Source organism: Frankia sp. CcCS3, from assembly GCF_977927575.1.
Map to the genome: position 1 here is coordinate 16421 of NZ_CDWRCL010000006.1, position 16879 is coordinate 33299.

The window sequence follows — 16879 nt, forward strand, 5'->3', positions numbered from 1 at the left end:
GGTTCACTCCCGTCCCAGGTCACGGTGCACCACCCGGACCCCCACGCCGCCCGCGGCGAGCCGGGTGCCGAGCTGCTCGGCGATCGCGACGCTACGGTGCTTGCCGCCGGTGCACCCGACGGCCAGCGTGAGATACCGCTTGCCCTCGCGGGCGTAGCCCTCGCCGACCAGGCGGAGCAGCGCCGCGTACTGGTCGAGGAAGTCCTGCGCTCCCGGCTGGGCCAGCACATAGTCGCGCACCTGCGGATCGCGGCCGGTGAACGGGCGCAGCGCCTCCACCCAGTGCGGGTTGGGCAGGAACCGGCAGTCGGCGACGAGATCCGCATCCAGCGGAAGTCCGTACTTGTACCCGAACGACACCACCGTGGCGTTGAGCCGGTTGGCGTTCGGCTGCCCGAACGCGGCGTCGATCTTCGACCGCAGCTCATGGACGTTCAGGTCGGTGGTGTCGAGGACCAGGTCAGCCTCGCCGCGCAGCTCGGCGAGCAGAATCCGTTCCCGGCTGATGCCGTCGACCACCCGCTCGTCGCGCTGCAGCGGATGCGGGCGGCGGACGTGCTCGAACCGGCGGATCAGCGCATCGTCGCTGGCCTCGAGGAACAGCATCCGGGGATGCATGCCCCGCGCGTCGAGCGCCGCGATCGCGGCGCGCAGGTCAGAGAAGAACGGCCGGCCCCGCACGTCCACCACGACGGCGATGCGGCTGACCGTCCCACCAGAACGACGGCCCAGCTCAGCCATGGTGGACAGCAGCTCCGGGGGAAGGTTGTCGACGACGAACCAGCCCAGGTCCTCCAGGCACTTCGCCGCGGTGCTGCGCCCGGCGCCGGACAGCCCGGTGATGATCGCCAAATCCAGGGTCGGGGTGGTCATGAGACGGTCTCCGCGTCGAGGATCTCTCCGGTGTGCGGGTCGACGACGGGGGCGGGCGCGTCGGCGCGGCCCGGCGCCGACCGGGCCAGCGCGGTGACGATCGCCGCCGCCGTCCGCGGGCCGATGCCGGACACCTGCGCGATCTGCTCGGCGCTCGCCGCCCGTACCTTCGCCACCGAACCGAAGTAGCGCAGCAGGGCCTTGCGCCGGGTGTCACCCAGGCCGGGGACCTCGTCGAGGGCGGAGGCCACCATGGCCGTGGACCGCTTCTGCCGGTGGTAGGCGATGGCGAAGCGGTGTGCCTCGTCGCGTACCCGTTGCAGCAGGTAGAGCGCCTCGGACGTCCGCGGGAGGATGACCGGGTCCGCGGTGCCCGGCAGCCAGACCTCCTCCAGCCGCTTCGCCAGCCCGCACAGCGCCACCCCGCCGGGGCCGGCGTCGATGCCGAGCTCGTCGAGCGCCCGGGCCGCCGCGGCCACCTGGGGCGCCCCGCCGTCCACCACGACGAGGTTCGGCGGGTAGGCGAACCGGCGCGGCCGCCCGGTCCCCGGATCGATCGGCTGCGCGGCATCCGGCGCGTCGGCGATGTCGGCGATGTCGGCAAGCTCGCCGACGCGGGACCGCTCGGCGAGGTAGCGCGAGAACCTCCGGTGGATGGTCTCGTACATGCTCGCCACGTCGTCCCCGGCAGCCCCGTCCCCGGCAGCCCCGTCCCGGCCGGCACCCTCCCGGCCGGCGATGCCGCGGATCGCGAACCTGCGGTACTCGGACTTGCGCGGCAGGCCGTCCTCGAACACGACCATGCTCGCCGCGACGTTCGTGCCCTGGGTGTTCGAGACGTCGAAGCACTCGATGCGCAGCGGCGCGTCGGGCAGCTCCAAGGCCTCCTGAAGCTCGGCGAGGGCACGGCTGCGGGCGGTGAGGTCACTGGCCCGCTTCGTCCGGTGCAGCGCGAACGCCTGCTTGGCGTTGCGCTCCACCGTCTCGAGCAGGGTGCGCTTGTCCCCGCGGCGGGGCACGCGGACCTCGACGCGGCTGCCCCGGGCCGCGCCGAGCAGTTCGGTGACCGCCTCGACGCCGGGCGGCAGGGCGGGAACCAGGATCTCGCGGGGGATGCCCTCCCCCTGGGATCCCGCGGTGGTCGTGGGCACCGTCGAACCAGCGGTCCCGGTCGAGGCCGCTCCCGTGCCGTCGAGGTACTCCTGGGTGAGGAACTGCTCGACGAGGTCCGCGGTCGTGACCTCGTCGAGCTTGTCGACGACCCAGCCCCGCTGGCCGCGTACCCGCCCGCCACGCACGTAGAACACCGCGACGGCGGCCTCCAGCTCGTCCTCGGCGAAGGCGATGACGTCGGCGTCGGTGCCGTCGGGCAGGACCACGGCCTGCTTCTCGACCGCACGGCGCAGGGCGCCGATGTCGTCGCGCAGCCGCGCGGCGCGTTCGTACTCCTGGGCCTGCGCCGCCTGCTGCATCTCCCGTTCGAGCCGACGCAGGTAACGGCCCGCCTGCCCGGACATGAAGTCGCAGAAGTCCTCGACGATCTCCCGGTGGGTGGCCGCGTCGACCCGTCCCACGCAGGGTGCCGAGCACCGGTCGATGTACCCGAGCAGGCACGGCCGTCCGACCTGCGCGGCCCGTTTGAAGACCCCGCCCGAGCACGTGCGGGCGGGGAAGACCCGCAGGAGCAGATCGAGGGTCTCCCGGATGGCCCAGGCATGCGCATACGGGCCGAAGTACCGGACACCCTTGCGCTTGGGTCCCCGCATGACCTGCAGGCGCGGGAACTCCTCGTGGAGGGTCACGGCGAGACTCGGGTAGCTCTTGTCGTCGCGGTAGCGGACGTTGAAGCGCGGGTCGAACTCCTTGATCCACGTGTACTCGAGCTGGAGGGCCTCGACCTCGGTCGAGACAACGGTCCAGTCGACCGAGCTCGCCGAGGAGACCATGTGCTGCGTGCGCGGATGGAGGGTGTGCAACTCGGCGAAGTAGTTGGCCAGCCGGGCCCGCAGGTTCTTGGCCTTGCCGACATAGAGCACGCGACCGTGCTCGTCACGGAAACGATAGACACCGGGTGTCTCGGGGATCGAGCCCGGGGCGGGCCGGTAGGACGCCGGATCAGCCATGAAGCGAGCCTACGGCGACCTTCATCCCGAGCAAGCAGCACCTGCACGTAACCATTTCATCACGCATAGCGTGCGGGCTTGGCAGCGGGTTCCCTCCGATGGTGGCGGTAGGGTGACGAGCGGCGACGGCCACCCGGCAGTGTCGTGACCGATTACACACCTTCCGCTGTTTCGGGAGCCCCCGCTGGCGTCCGGGGCGGAGGGCTGCGACCCTCGACACATCGGGCAAGCGAACCGAGGGAGCCAGCGCGTGCTTGGTAAGGACGTCACGGCGGAGTTCGTCGTGGACGACGCGTCCAGCCGTGGGCGGATCACCGTGTTCCAGATCTGCTGGGGCGCCCGCGACCCGTTGGCTGTGTCCATGACGCTGGTGTCCAGGCCGGAACATCCCGCGCTGCCGCAGGGCAGCTGGGTCGCACCACGCGACACCCTGCGCGCCGGCCTGGAGACGGCGGTGGGCGACGGGGACGTCCGGATCGGTCCCGACGCTGATCGGCGCGGCGTGCGGCTCGACCTGGTGCACGGCGACCGCCGGTCCGTGGTGGTGGTCGCGGCGTCGTCGCTGCGCAGCTTCCTGGACCGCACCGAGCGACTTGTCCCGACCGGTCAGGAGCACACCGAACAGGAGCTGGACGCCGTCCTCGCGGACCTGCTGCAGACCTGAGAAGCCTGAGAAGGCGGGACCGGTCCCACCTCGGCGACCCGGTCACCGAGGATCTCCCGGAGGAAGACCGCGGTGTGGCTCTCCTCGACCGCCGCCACGGCCTCGGGCGGCCCTTGCGCGACGACCCGGCCGCCTCCCGTGCCCCCCTCCGGCCCCAGGTCAATGATCCAGTCCGCCGTCTTGATGACATCGAGGTTGTGCTCGATCACGATGACCGTGTTCCCGGCGTCGACCAGCCGGCCGAGCACGCCGAGCAGCTTGCGGATGTCCTCGAAGTGCAGACCGGTCGTCGGCTCGTCGAGCACGTAGACCGTCCGGCCGGTAGAGCGCCGCTGCAGCTCCGAGGCGAGCTTGACCCGCTGCGCCTCGCCGCCGGACAGGGTCGGCGCCGACTGGCCGAGCCGGACGTACCCCAGGCCAACGTCGTTCAGCGTCCGCAGGTGCCGGGCGATGGCCGGCACCGCGGCGAAGAACTCCGCCGCCTCCTCGATCGGCATGTCGAGCACCTCGGCGATGTTCCTGCCCTTGTAGTGCACCTCCAGCGTCTCCCGATTGTACCGGTCGCCGTGGCAGACCTCGCACGGCACGTACACGTCCGGCAGGAAGTTCATCTCGATCTTGAGGGTGCCGTCACCGGAACACGCCTCGCACCGCCCGCCCTTGACGTTGAACGAGAACCGGCCCGGCAGATAGCCGCGGACCTTCGCCTCAGTCGTCTCGGCGAACAGCCGGCGGATGTGGTCGAACACGCCGGTGTAGGTGGCGGGGTTGGACCGCGGCGTGCGTCCGATCGGGGACTGGTCGACCCGGACCGCCTTGTCGAGATGGTCGAGCCCGCTGACGGTGCGGTGCCGGCCCGGCACCTCCCGGGCGCCGTTGAGCTTGTTCGCCAGGACGGCGGCGAGGATGTCGTTGACGAGGGTGGACTTCCCCGAGCCCGACACCCCGGTGACCGCCACGAAACAGCCCAGCGGGAACGACACGGTGACGTCACGCAGGTTGTGCTCCCGGGCCCCGTGCACGGTCAGTGCCCGGCCCTTGGTCGGCACCCGGCGGATGTCGGGCACCGGGATCCGGCGCCGCCCGGACAGGTAGGCGCCGGTCATCGACTCCTCGCTGGCGAGCAGCTTCTCGACCGGCCCGGAGACGACGACCCGACCGCCGTGCTCGCCGGCGCCGGGGCCGATGTCGACCACCCAGTCGGAGGCGCGGATCGTGTCCTCGTCGTGCTCGACGACGATGAGCGTGTTGCCCAGGTCGCGCAGCCGCAGCAGGGTCTGGATGAGCCGGCGGTTGTCCCGCTGGTGCAGGCCGATCGACGGCTCGTCGAGCACGTACAGCACCCCGACGAGCCCGGAACCGATCTGGGTGGCCAGCCGGATGCGCTGTGCCTCGCCGCCCGCCAGGGTGCCGGCGGCCCGGTCGAGGGAGAGGTAGTCCAGCCCCACGTCCAGCAGGAACGTCAGCCGCGCGTCGACCTCCTTGAGCACCCGGCCGGCGATGGCCCGCTCCCGTTCGGTGAGGTCGAGCCCGCGCAGGAACACGGCGCACTCACCGATCGCCATACCCGAAACCTCGGCGATCGACCGACCGCCCAGCGTCACCGCAAGTGACTCCGACTTCAGCCGCGCGCCGCGGCAGCCCGGGCAGGGGACATCGCGCATGTAGCCCTCGTACCGCTCCCGGCTGCTGTCCGACTCGGCCTCGCGGTGCCGGCGGCCCAGGAAGCCGATCACGCCCTCGAAGGAGGTGTAGTAGGAACGCTTGCGGCCGTAGCGGTTGGTGTAGCCGACGTGGATCTCGGTGTCGCCGCTGCCGTACAGCACGGCCTTGCGGGCCCGCTCGGGCAGCCCCTCCCACGGGGTGTCCATCTTGAAGCTGAGGTCCTCGGCAAGGGCCGTGAGCAACCGTTCGAAGTACTCCTTGTTGTGGCCGCCCGACCAGGGGGCCACCGCGCCCTGCGCCAGCGACAGGGTGGGGTCGGGCACGACGAGCTCCGGGTCGACCTCCTTGCGGGTCCCGATCCCGGTGCACTCGGGGCAGGCACCGTATGGCGAGTTGAACGAGAACGACCGCGGCTCCAGCTCCTCAAAGGAGAGGTCGTCGTAGAGGCAGGCCAGATGCTCGGAGTACATCCGCTCGCGCTCGGGGTCGTCGGCGTCGCGGTCGACGAAGTCGACCAGGACGAGCCCGCCGCCCAGCTTCAGGGCCGTCTCCACCGAGTCGGTGAGCCGCCGCTTCGCCGACGGCTTGATCGCGAGCCGGTCGACGACGACCTCGATCGTATGCTTGCGCTGCTTCTCCAGCTTCGGCGGATCGGTGAGCGGCACCACCGTGCCGTCGACGCGGGCCCGCGCGAACCCGGAGCTCTGCAGCTCGGCGAACAGGTCGACATACTCGCCCTTGCGGCCACGCACCACCGGGGCCAGCACCTGGAAGCGGGTGCCCTCGGGCAGCTCCAGCAGCCGGTCGACGATCTGCTGCGGGGTCTGCCGGGAGATCAGCCGCCCGCACTTCGGGCAGTGCGGGCGGCCGGCGCGGGCGAAGAGCAGCCGCAGGTAGTCGTAGACCTCGGTGATCGTGCCGACGGTGGACCGCGGGTTGCGCGAGGTCGACTTCTGATCGATGGAGACGGCCGGGGACAGCCCCTCGATGAAGTCGACGTCGGGCTTGTCCATCTGCCCGAGAAACTGCCGAGCATAGGCTGACAGCGACTCCACGTAGCGCCGCTGCCCCTCGGCGAAGATTGTGTCGAAGGCGAGGCTGGACTTGCCGGACCCGGACATACCGGTGAAGACGATCAGCCCGTCGCGGGGCAGGTCGAGGTCGACGTCACGGAGATTGTGTTCACGCGCGCCACGCACGACAAGACGATCGGCCATCGACAAACCCTCATGATCTTCAGTAAGACCGGACCTGGGCGAGTGTGGCCATGCTACGGATGAGGACCGGCACTTTTCCGGGGGCGGTCACCTACCACCAGCCGGACGAATCCGTCGAATCCGGTAGAGACCTCGGAGGCGTCAGAGGCATCAGATCTCCCGGTGCCACCTGACGGACCGTAACGACCGGCAGCTATCCCCTGCTCCCGTCCCATCCGCGCCATCCGCTCCGGAGAGGATCACCATGAGCGACGCCGACGGCGGCGACACCAGCCGCACCGGCTACACCGAGTACACCGGGAAAGTCACGGTCGGCGGTCCGGCCGACGTACGGACCCTGCCAGGCCTGTCGATCACCAAGATCGCCGTCGGCCCGATGAACAATAACGCCTACCTGCTGCGCTGCCCGGTCACCGGGGAGCAGCTGCTCGTCGACGCGGCAAACGAGGCCGACACGCTGCTGCGGCTCGTCGGGGACGCGGGGCTGGCGACGGTGGTCACCAGCCATCAGCACGATGATCATGTGCAGGCCCTCGCAGATGTGGTCACCACCACCGGGGCCAGCACGGTCGCCCATCCGGACGACGCCCCGGCCATTCCGGTGCCCACCGCGCGGCAGGTGCGCGACGGAGACGAGGTCGCCGTCGGGACGGCCACCCTTCGGGTGATCCACCTGGTCGGGCACACACCCGGATCCATCGCCCTGCTCTACGAGGCCGATCCCGCCGCCCCCCACCTCTTCACCGGAGACTGCCTGTTCCCTGGCGGCCCTGGAAACACGTTCGGTGACGAACAGGCCTTTACGACGCTGATGGACGGCCTCGAACGCAAGATCTTCGGCCCACTGCCGGACACCACCTGGATCTACCCGGGCCACGGACACGACACCACCCTCGGCGCCGAACGCCCGCACCTGGCGGAATGGCGCACCCGCGGCTGGTGACGGCGGCGGTGAGGCCGGCTCCGGTATGGCGAGCTCGGCCTCGACGCGCTCACGCCACGGATGCGCTCAGTCCGTTGAGACCTCCTCCGGAACGAGGTGATGCTGACGCTGTGCCTACTGTCCGGGGAAGCCGTCGGCAAGATCACCGATCGGATCATCCTGCCGCTACTGCGGCGTCCGCGGTACCGGGCGGAGATGGCCGAGACGCAGCCGCGTCTCGGCCGGGACGGCGCGCCACCGTGAGCTGACCGCGGGCTCCCAGCCTGGCCGGGCCAGCCCGCTCACCAGCCCGGAGAGGATCCGGACCGCGCGCAACGCGTCATGCGACCGGCCCACGGCCAATTTGCGCGCGGCGAGGACGGTCAGCTGGGCCGCGTGCACCGCGGTCCACGACCGGCCCACGTCGTGACGGTGCCGCCGGGCATAGGTGGCGGCCGACCGGCCGAGTTCGGCGTACAGCAGCCCGGACCGCCCGACGGTCTCCCCGCCCACATGTACGACCGGCCAGGCGTCGTCCGCCCAGACGATGCGCCCGCCCGCGGCGTGCAACCGGGCGAACAGATCCGTCTCCTCGTAGTACATCCAGTACGACGGGTCGAATCCGCCCAGCCGTAGGAAAATCTCCGAACGGACGGCGAAGAAGGCGCCGACCGGATAGCGCAGTTCCGGCCACCTCTCCACCGCGGCGATCTCGCCCCGTACCGCCGTGTAAGCGTTCGTCCGCGGGCGCGGCAGGACGGCACTCGCCCGCCCCCGCTCGCCCGCCATGCCGCGGATCGGGAAGCCGACCACGTCGGCGGACGACGCGGCCCAGGCGAGCAGCTTCGGGATCATCGTCGCGGTGTCGGCAGGGACCGTCACGTCACTGTTGACCACCAGGATCCACTCCGGCCGCAGCCCGTCCTCCACGGCACGGCGGACAGCGAGGTTCACCGCGGTACCGTATCCGACGTTCCCGTGCCCCTGGATCACGCGCACACCGTCCGGCAACGCATCATGCCGGGATTTCCCGTCATTCTCCACCAGAAATACCCGGCATTCCTCCATGGCATCCAGTGTGGTCAGCAACCGGTACAGAGACGTCGATCCCCCGTGAGAAACGACGACCGCCAACAGCCTGTGCATCATCCGCCTTCGGCTAGTGCGCCCGCAACGAGCTGCGAAATTTCGGGAAGAATCGGCGAGGAAGGACCACAGCTCACACCGAACGAGTACACACGATCGGCCCTGGAACGTCGAGTATTCCCGCCCGCGCGTCTCCTCGCCCGCGTCAGAGAGATACGTCCCGGCGGCTGGACGTGCACCGATGTACCGCAGTACCCGCCGGAACCAGCATAACCGCTGAGCCAGGGCTGTCCGGCATCCTCGTTCCCGGCGCGTCGCGACACTATTCCTCGATATGTTTCCGGACGCGCGGCGAACCGGGCCCGGTTCGTCACCCGCCTGACGTCACGGGCGGCCCGCCTCCGGGTGAACAGTCGCACTTTCCCGACCAGACCACGGCCCTTGCGCCGATCATGCTCACCGAGGGCCAGGCCACGGCGAGTGCCGTGGCGCTGGCCACCGCCCCGGACGGTCCGCTCACCCGAGACGGGGCGGCGGCGTTAGAGAAGCCGCTCGACGCGACGACCCCGCCGGCCCATCGCCCGCTGATCATCGGGGCGCCGCCTGGGAGCCTTCGGCCACGGACCGCGGCTCGGCCACCCCCTCCGGCTCGGCCACGGACCGCGGGGCCGGCGGGGTGGTACGCAGCGACCAGACGATGGCCACGATCAATGTCACCGCGATGACGCCGAGCGACAGCGCGATCGGCGGGTGCCACACGTCGGTGAGCAACATCTTCACGCCGATGAAGGCCAGGATGAACGCGAGCCCCGTCGCCAGGTGGTGGAAACGATCCATCAGACCGGAGAGCAGGAAGAACAACGACCGCAGCCCCAGGATGGCCAGGGCGTTGCTCGTGTAGACCAGGAACACCTTGTCGGTCACACCGAGCGCAGCGGGCACCGAGTCGAACGCGAACAGGACGTCGGCGGTCTCGATCATGACGAGGACGGCCAGTAGCGGCGTGGCGACCAGCTTCCCGGCACGCCGAAACACGAAACGCTGCCCCTGATAGTCGTCGGTGACCGGAATGACCTTGCGCAGCAGCGCGATCGCCCTGCTCCGGCCCGGATCCATCTCGACGCCGTTGCCCCGGAGCATCGTGACTGCCGTGTAGAGCAGAAAAGCCCCGAAGACGTAGATGACAAAGCTGAAGCGTTCGAGCAGCGCGATACCGGCCGCGATGAACAGGAAACGGAGCACGAGCGCTCCCAGCACACCGTAGAACAGGACGCGGTGCTGGTAGGCGCGAGGCACCTTGAAATAAGAAAAGATCAGCGCGAAGACGAAGAGGTTGTCGACGGACAGGCTCTTCTCCAGCAGCCACGCGGCGGCGTACTCGCCGGCGGGCCCCGGGCCCTGCCAGGCCCAGATGACACCGGCGAATCCGATGCCCAGCGAGACCCACAGAACGCTCCACCACGCGGCCTCACGAAAGCCGATGACGTGAGCCCGACGATGTGCCAGCAGGTCGATGGTCAGGAGTGTGAGCAGGACGCCGACGAAGGCGGCCCAGGCCCAGGGGGGCACGTACACAGGTGATCTCCAGTGGTGTCGGAACGCGGCGCCGCGGGCACGCGGCGCGAAACGGTGTCGCCCTGACCGACCGGGCCCCGTTGCCAGCAGTCGGTCAGAGCACACTTCACCCGGCGATGGTCACGCCGAGGAGTAGGAGGGGAGCCGGGTGCCCGCCGCGGCGGGCGGTCAGCGCCAGAAGCCGCCGGGGTGGGCGGGGCGGACCGTGGTGGCGCGCCCGCGCAGCGGGGCGGTCTCCACCGCCTGGTTCAGCTCCACCGGGCCCACCGTTCCGACCAAGCGGAGGCGACCGTCATCCGGGGCGGCGTCGAGGACGACGACGCAGCCCGCGGCCGGCCGCTCCAGAAGTCGGCCGGTGACGCCCGTCAGCTGCTCGTCCGGACGGGCGGTGGCAACCATCTCCAGCGGAATCATGACCCGGTTGATCCGGGCGAGACCTCGATCGTCCATCGGCACGGCGGCGAGGTCACGCAACAGCACCACCCCGGCGAGGGATCCGTCGAAGTCCTCGACCCCGAGCACCGCCCTCCGCGAAGGCAGGACGACCTCGTCCAGCGCGCTCGCGACGGTCGTCCAAGCGGACAACGGCGGCGGCGGCGGGCTCATCACGTCCCGGACGGTCAGACCCTCCAGCGCGACGTAGGCCCGCTGCTGCGCCTGGGCGAACCGGGAGGTGCCCAGCGCCAACCAACCCAGCAGGACGGCCCACAGCGCGACGAGCCCAACCAGGAACGACCCGACCACCCCGACGGCGATCAGCGACCAGCCAGTGATCACACCGGCGCGGGCCGCGGCCTGCTCGGCGCGCGCACGACTGCCGGTGCGGCGCTCCACCCGGGCGGCAATCAACCGACCGCCGGAGCTGCGCGGGGAGGGGAGGACGTCGACGAGGGTCACCAGCAGCGCGAAGGTACCCACCCACAGGGCCACCTCCCCGGCCAGTTCCCAGGTGCCGGCGGGTGCCAGGGCGCCGAGCACGACAAGCAGGGCCCCGGCGGCGGCGGTGACGAGCAGGCCGGCCCGCGCGATCCGCGCCTCGACCTGGGTGCCGACCTGGGTGCCGACCTGGGTGCCCATCCCCGGCGCGGGATCGAGGGCCACCACGGGCGGCGGCGCGAGATCGATGCCGCGGGATGCCGGGTGGGGGGGTGCCGGACGCGGGGCAGCCACCACGCTCGCGGAGCGGTCGGGTGCGCCGGCCAGGACCAGCCGGCTTCCGAAGGCGCCGAGGGTGATGCCGAGAGCGGTCACCCCCGACCGGCGGGCCGACCGGGCCCGCATCAGATCGGCGGCCAGCAGGACGCCCACGAGCAGGCCCGCCCCGATCAGGCCGCCGGACAGGTAGGCGAATCCGGGCCGGCCGGGCACGGTGGCCGGCAGCGTGATCGCGGAGAGGAGGACGGTGACGATCGCCACCGAGATAGCCAATCCCGGACGCACCGTGATCGGCGGGAGATGTCCCCGTCGGGTGGCGTCATGGGTGGTCATGTCCGCTCAGAGCTCCTAATGAGTTCTTTCACCCTTCACCTGGCCGCGGTCACGACCAGGTGTCACACATGCTCAACGCCTAGCCTGCCCTTCAACGTCCCGGCAGACACCGCAGGGAGTCTGCGACTTTGCCTACGATCTCGTTGCCGAGGTTCGGCAACATCGAAGTTCGGCATCATCGAGGGAGGAGACCGGCAGATGGAGAAAGTAGAGGAAGTAGCCCGGCCAGCTGAGATCACCGCGGTCGACAACGACGCCCCGGCGGGACTGCCCGGGACAAGCCTCACCCGGCTCCCCCGGGCGGCCGTGCTGGCCGCCGCCGACGCCCGGCTGCACGCCGGCCTGCTCGGGGACTATCTCGACGTCCTAGCCTCCGCCGCAGACAGCGGACGGCGGCTGTCCGCGGCGGAGCTGGATACGTTCCGTGCGCTCGGCCGGACGGCGACGGAGTCCGGCGCCGCGCTGCGTGCCCTCGTCGACCTCTACCTCTCTGCGACCTGGCGGATCTGGCCGTCGCTGCCGGCCGTCCGGGCAGCCGACCGGGCGGCCCGCGAGCTCGGCCGGGCTTCGAGTGGCCCGGCACAGCCCGGTCAGCCCACGGATGCCCCGCGCTCCATGGCCGAGGCCGTCGGCGCCGTCTCGAGGACCCGGGCGGCGGCCTCGGCGGTGCTGCGGGCCAGCGACGACGTGGTCGCCGCCGTTTGCGAGGGCTACGAGGCCGCCCGCACCGCCCGGGCTCGCTTCGAGGAGGCGCTGCGCCGCGAGCTCGTCGACGACCTGCTGACCGGCACGTCGGAGGTGGGGCAACTACTGGAACGGGCCGGTACGTTCGGCCTGCGCCTGGAGGCGCCGCACGTGGTCGTCGTCGTCGCGGGCAACCGCCGGTTTCTCGACGGCCGCGGCCTGACCCGGTCGGCGGAGGCGACGCTGCGGGAGCACTGTCCGACCGACCCGCTGGTCGCCACCAGGAACGGTCTGCTCGTCTGCCTCATGCCCGAGGAGAACGACCTGACCCGGTTCCCGGCCGGTGCCGCCGCGAACCTCACCTCCCCGGCCGGCCGGCCGGCGCCGGGAGCCCGGCCGCGTGGGCGTCGCCGCCCGGACCTGCCGAAGACCGGCGACGCGGGATTCTCCCCGCTGCCGGCGTTCGCGCTGGCGGAGGGCACGGCCACGGCGGCCACAGCGGCCGCGGCGGTGACGACGATGACGGCGGTGACGGCGCTGGCCCGGCGGCTGCAGGCCGAGCCCGGGCTGGTCTGGCGGCTGGGGGTCAGCCGGGGGCGCAGCGGGGTCGCCGGGATCCGCATCGGGTTCGAGGAGGCCCGCGGCGCCGTCGACATCGCCGGGCGGCTCGGGCTCGACGGGCACGTCGTCCACGCCGACGACCTGCTCATCTACAAGGTCCTGCTGCGTGACCGGGAGGCCCTGGCCGAACTGGTGGACGCGGTGCTCTCGCCGCTGCGCACGGCGCGGGGCGGCGCCGGTCCGCTGATCGACACCCTCGACGCCTACTTCACCACCGGCGGGGTGGCGCTCGCGGCGGCGCGGCAGCTGCACCTGTCCGTGCGTGCCCTGACCTACCGGCTGGACCGTATCCACGCCCTGACCAGGCACGACCCGGCCTCGCCTACCGACCGTTACGTCCTGCAGACCGCCGTGCTCGGGGCACGGCTGATCGGCTGGGATCCCTCGGCCGACTGACCGCACCCCGGCTGACAGCGGCTGGTCCCGCGGTCCCGGGGGGGCGCGCGGGGGACCGGGCGGAAACTGTCGGAGGCCTGTGGTGTGCTAGGAGCCGTGAGCACAACGTTCGAACGGCCCACCATCGACATCGAGCGGACGCGGGCGCCATTCCAGGTCGTGTCCGACTTCTCCCCGTCGGGCGACCAGCCCGCCGCCATCGACGAGCTGGCCCGGCGGGTCGGGGCCGGCGAGTCCGACGTCGTTCTCCTCGGCGCCACTGGCACTGGGAAGTCCGCGACCACCGCGTGGCTGGTCGAGCGCCTGCAGCGGCCGACGTTGGTGATGGCTCCGAACAAGACGCTCGCCGCGCAGCTCGCCAACGAGTTCCGGGAGCTGCTGCCGCACAACGCCGTCGAGTACTTCGTCTCGTACTACGACTACTACCAGCCCGAGGCGTACATCGCGCAGACGGACACCTACATCGAGAAGGATTCCTCGATCAACGAGGAGGTGGAGCGGCTGCGGCACTCGGCGACGATGAGCCTGCTCACCCGCCGGGACGTCGTCGTGGTCGCGAGCGTCAGCTGTATCTACGGACTCGGCACGCCTCAGGAGTACATCGACCGGATGGTGCGGCTGAGGGTCGGTGACGAGATCGAGCGGGACCTGCTGCTACGCCGCTTCGTCGACGTGCAGTACACCCGCAACGACCTCGCCTTCACCCGCGGGACGTTCCGGGTCCGGGGGGACACGGTGGAGATCTTCCCGGTCTACGAGGAGCTCGCCGTCCGAGCCGAGATGTTCGGCGACGAGATCGAGCGGCTCACCTACCTGCATCCACTGACCGGGGAGGTCGTCCGCGAGGCGGAGGAGATCTACGTCTTCCCGGCCACGCACTACGTCGCCGGGCCGGAGCGGATGGAGCGGGCGATCGCCGGCATCGAGGCGGAGCTCGCCGAGCGGCTGGCCACCATGGAGCGGCAGGGCAGGCTGCTGGAGGCGCAGCGGCTGCGGATGCGCACCACCTACGACATCGAGATGATGCGCCAGGTCGGGTTCTGCTCGGGCATCGAGAACTACTCCCGGCACATCGACGGCCGCGAGGCCGGGAGCCCGCCGCACACCCTGCTCGACTACTTCCCCGACGACTTCCTGCTGGTGATCGACGAGTCGCACAACACCGTCCCGCAGATCGGCGGGATGTACGAGGGCGACATGTCCCGCAAGCGCAACCTCGTCGAGCACGGGTTCCGGCTGCCCAGCGCCATGGACAACCGCCCGCTGCGGTGGGAGGAGTTCCTCGGTCGCATCGGCCAGACGGTCTACCTGTCGGCGACCCCGGGCCCCTACGAGCTGGGCCGGTCCGTCGGCGTCGTCGAGCAGATCATCCGGCCTACCGGCCTGCTCGACCCCGAGGTCGTGCTCAAGCCGACGAAGGGGCAGATCGACGATCTCGTCCACGAGATCCGGCTGCGCGCCGAGCGGGACGAACGGGTCCTGGTCACCACGCTGACCAAGAAGATGGCCGAGGACCTCACCGACTACCTGCTCGAGCTCGGCATCCGGGTGCGGTACCTGCACAGCGAGGTGGACACCCTGCGCCGGGTGGAGCTGCTCACCGAACTGCGCCGCGGCGAGTTCGACGTGCTCGTCGGGATCAACCTGCTCCGCGAGGGTCTCGACCTGCCCGAGGTGTCGCTGGTGAGCATCCTCGACGCCGACAAGGAGGGCTTCCTGCGCTCGGACAAGTCACTGATCCAGACGATCGGCCGGGCCGCCCGTAACGTGTCCGGGCAGGTCCACATGTACGCGGATGCGATCACCCCGTCGATGCGCCGCGCCATCGACGAGACGAACCGGCGGCGCGAGAAGCAGATCGCCTACAACACCGAACGCGGGCTGGACCCCCAGCCCCTGCGCAAGAAGGTCGTCGACATCCTCGACGACATGGTTCGCGAGTCGGCCGACGGCGAGCTGATCGGCGGCGGCCGGTCGCAGTCCCGCGGCAAGGCCCCGGTTCCGGGGATGAAGTCGCGCGCCGGCAGGGAGGGTGCCGCCGGCCGGTACGCCGCCGAACTCGCCGGCCTGCCCTCCCACGAACTCGCGCAGCTCATCCGCCAGCTCGACGACCAGATGCACGAGGCGGCGAAGGAGCTGCAGTTCGAGCTGGCCGCCCGGCTGCGCGACGAGATCGCCGAGCTGAAGAAGGAGCTGCGTGGCATGGGCGCCGCCGGCGTGCAGTGATGCCGTGAGCGCCGGCCTGCCACGATCAGCCGGCTGGGGCGGCGGTATCCGTGCCGCTGGCGACGGTATCCGTGGCGACGGTCCCGGTCTTGGCTGCGGCCTTGGCGTCGCGGCGGGCCAGCAGGTCCTGCCAGACCTCCTCGATGCGGGCGTCGAGGTCGTCCAGGCTCCCACCGTTGTCCACCACGATGTCGGCGACGGCCCGGCGCTGGGAGTCCGTGGCCTGGTTCGCCATCCGCGCCAGCGCCTGGTCGCGGGGCAGGCCGCGGGCCTCGATGCGGTGCAGTCGCAGCTCCCGCGGCGCCTCGACGACCAGCACCACGTCGTAGGTCCCCTCGGCGTGCACCTCGACGAGCAGCGGGATGTCGTGCACGGCGATCCCGCTCGGTGGCACCTCCCCCATGCGCCGCGCCGTCTCCTCGCGGATCAACGGATGGACGATCGCTTCGAGCCGGCCACGGGCGGCGGGATCGGCGAACACGATCCGGCCGAGCGCCTCGCGGTCCAAGCCACCGTCCGCGTTCGCCAGTTCGGTGCCGAACTCCGCCAGGACCGCGGCGAGCCCCGGGGTGCCGGGCGCCACCACGTCCCGGGCGACCTGGTCGGCGTCGATCAGCAGGGCGCCCCGGGCCGCGAGGCGCGCCGACACCGCGCTCTTGCCCGAACCAATGCCACCCGTCAGACCTACTGTGAACACATCGCCGAGTCTGCCAGCTCCCGGAGCCAGCCACCCGACCGGTCCGCCCGTCTGCGCCCTCGCGTACTTGGCAGCTCGCGTACTTGGCAGACTGTGCGGATGGAAGCTGCCCCGGTCGCGCACCGGCTCTGGCCGGTCCTGCTCACCGGCACGCTGCTCGGTCTCGGTGCCCTCGGCCTCGCCCTGGCACCGGCGCTCGCCGATTCGGCGCCGTTGCTGCTCGTCGCGCTGCGACCCACGTGGGCGATCCTGCTGCTGGTCGGCGGCACGGTGCCGTTCGTCCCCGCCCTGCTGATCGCCGCGTTCTTCCGCGGGCTGATCGACGTCGGCTACTTCGATCTGGCCCGCAACAACATCCGCTCGGTGCTCCTACGGCGCCTCAGCACCGGCCGCGTCGTGGCGGCGCTGTCCCGCCGCGGCACCCAGCGCCCGCTGCTGTGGTTCTGCCTGCTGAACACCAACGCGGCGGTGGACGCGGTGCTCGGCGCCGGCGACGTCCCGCTGCGCCGGTTCCTGCGCTTCCTGGTTCCCGGCTCCCTGCTGTCCTCGGCCCTCTACCTGACGGCGGCGCGTGCCGTGACGCCATGGACGCACGGCGTTGTCACCTGGCTCGACGAGAACATGACCTTCCTGATCCTCGGC

At 71.0% G+C, this 16879-nt stretch carries 11 protein-coding genes; 4 read left to right on the forward strand and 7 right to left on the reverse strand.

All coding sequences use genetic code 11. The features are described 5' to 3' along the window. Positions 1-3: 3 nt before the first annotated feature. Together rapZ and uvrC are read right to left on the reverse strand one after the other, a co-directional pair. Entirely contained in the window at positions 4-873 is an 870-nt protein-coding gene (gene rapZ / locus AC08OQ_RS01285; RefSeq protein ID WP_462186159.1) for an RNase adapter RapZ, read from the reverse strand. Beyond that, positions 870-2996 carry an excinuclease ABC subunit UvrC gene (gene uvrC, locus AC08OQ_RS01290; RefSeq protein WP_476599382.1) on the reverse strand — a complete coding sequence of 709 codons (2127 nt, stop codon included), beginning with the start codon at positions 2994-2996 and terminating at the stop codon, positions 870-872. Before uvrC ends, rapZ begins: the two co-directional genes overlap by 4 nt. 250 nt (positions 2997-3246) lie before the next feature. On the opposite strand from uvrC, the gene AC08OQ_RS01295 reads away from it, so the two are divergent. After that, positions 3247-3660 (forward strand): SsgA family sporulation/cell division regulator, encoded by a 414-nt coding sequence (locus AC08OQ_RS01295; protein WP_462186162.1) that lies wholly within the window; start codon positions 3247-3249, stop codon positions 3658-3660. Here the strand turns inward: AC08OQ_RS01295 and uvrA are convergent. Then, a complete protein-coding gene (gene uvrA, locus AC08OQ_RS01300) occupies positions 3603-6542 on the reverse strand; it encodes an excinuclease ABC subunit UvrA (RefSeq protein WP_462186163.1) in 2940 nt (979 codons plus the stop codon). The two genes, AC08OQ_RS01295 and uvrA, sit on opposite strands and share 58 nt — an antisense overlap. 244 nt (positions 6543-6786) lie before the next feature. Between uvrA and AC08OQ_RS01305 the strand changes: the two genes are divergently transcribed. Then, positions 6787-7485, forward strand: coding sequence for an MBL fold metallo-hydrolase (locus tag AC08OQ_RS01305; RefSeq protein ID WP_476599161.1), 699 nt, complete (start codon positions 6787-6789; stop codon positions 7483-7485). Between the two features lie 165 nt (positions 7486-7650). On the opposite strand, the gene AC08OQ_RS01310 is transcribed toward AC08OQ_RS01305, so the two are convergent. The 3 genes from AC08OQ_RS01310 to AC08OQ_RS01320 all read right to left on the reverse strand — a co-directional run bounded on the left by AC08OQ_RS01310 (position 7651) and on the right by AC08OQ_RS01320 (position 11613). Beyond that, positions 7651-8613: a glycosyltransferase family 2 protein gene (locus AC08OQ_RS01310; RefSeq protein WP_476599163.1), complete on the reverse strand. Its 963-nt coding sequence runs from the start codon at positions 8611-8613 to the stop codon at positions 7651-7653. 525 nt (positions 8614-9138) lie between these two features. Further along, on the reverse strand, positions 9139-10125 hold the full coding sequence (locus tag AC08OQ_RS01315; RefSeq protein ID WP_476599165.1) for a TerC family protein: 987 nt from the start codon (positions 10123-10125) through the stop codon (positions 9139-9141). Between the two features lie 168 nt (positions 10126-10293). After that, a complete protein-coding gene (locus tag AC08OQ_RS01320; RefSeq protein ID WP_476599167.1) occupies positions 10294-11613 on the reverse strand; it encodes a peptidase M50 in 1320 nt (439 codons plus the stop codon). 198 nt (positions 11614-11811) lie between these two features. Between AC08OQ_RS01320 and AC08OQ_RS01325 the strand changes: the two genes are divergently transcribed. Both AC08OQ_RS01325 and uvrB read left to right on the forward strand, forming a co-directional pair. Beyond that, positions 11812-13314 carry a PucR family transcriptional regulator gene (locus tag AC08OQ_RS01325; protein WP_476599169.1) on the forward strand — a complete coding sequence of 501 codons (1503 nt, stop codon included), beginning with the start codon at positions 11812-11814 and terminating at the stop codon, positions 13312-13314. A gap of 96 nt (positions 13315-13410) precedes the next feature. Then, the gene (gene uvrB, locus AC08OQ_RS01330) at positions 13411-15540 is read left to right on the forward strand and encodes an excinuclease ABC subunit UvrB (protein ID WP_476599171.1); all 2130 of its coding nucleotides are present in this window, start codon (positions 13411-13413) and stop codon (positions 15538-15540) included. 25 nt (positions 15541-15565) lie between these two features. On the opposite strand, the gene coaE is transcribed toward uvrB, so the two are convergent. After that, positions 15566-16237, reverse strand: coding sequence for a dephospho-CoA kinase (gene coaE, locus AC08OQ_RS01335; protein WP_476599173.1), 672 nt, complete (start codon positions 16235-16237; stop codon positions 15566-15568). Between the last annotated feature and the right edge of the window lie 642 nt (positions 16238-16879).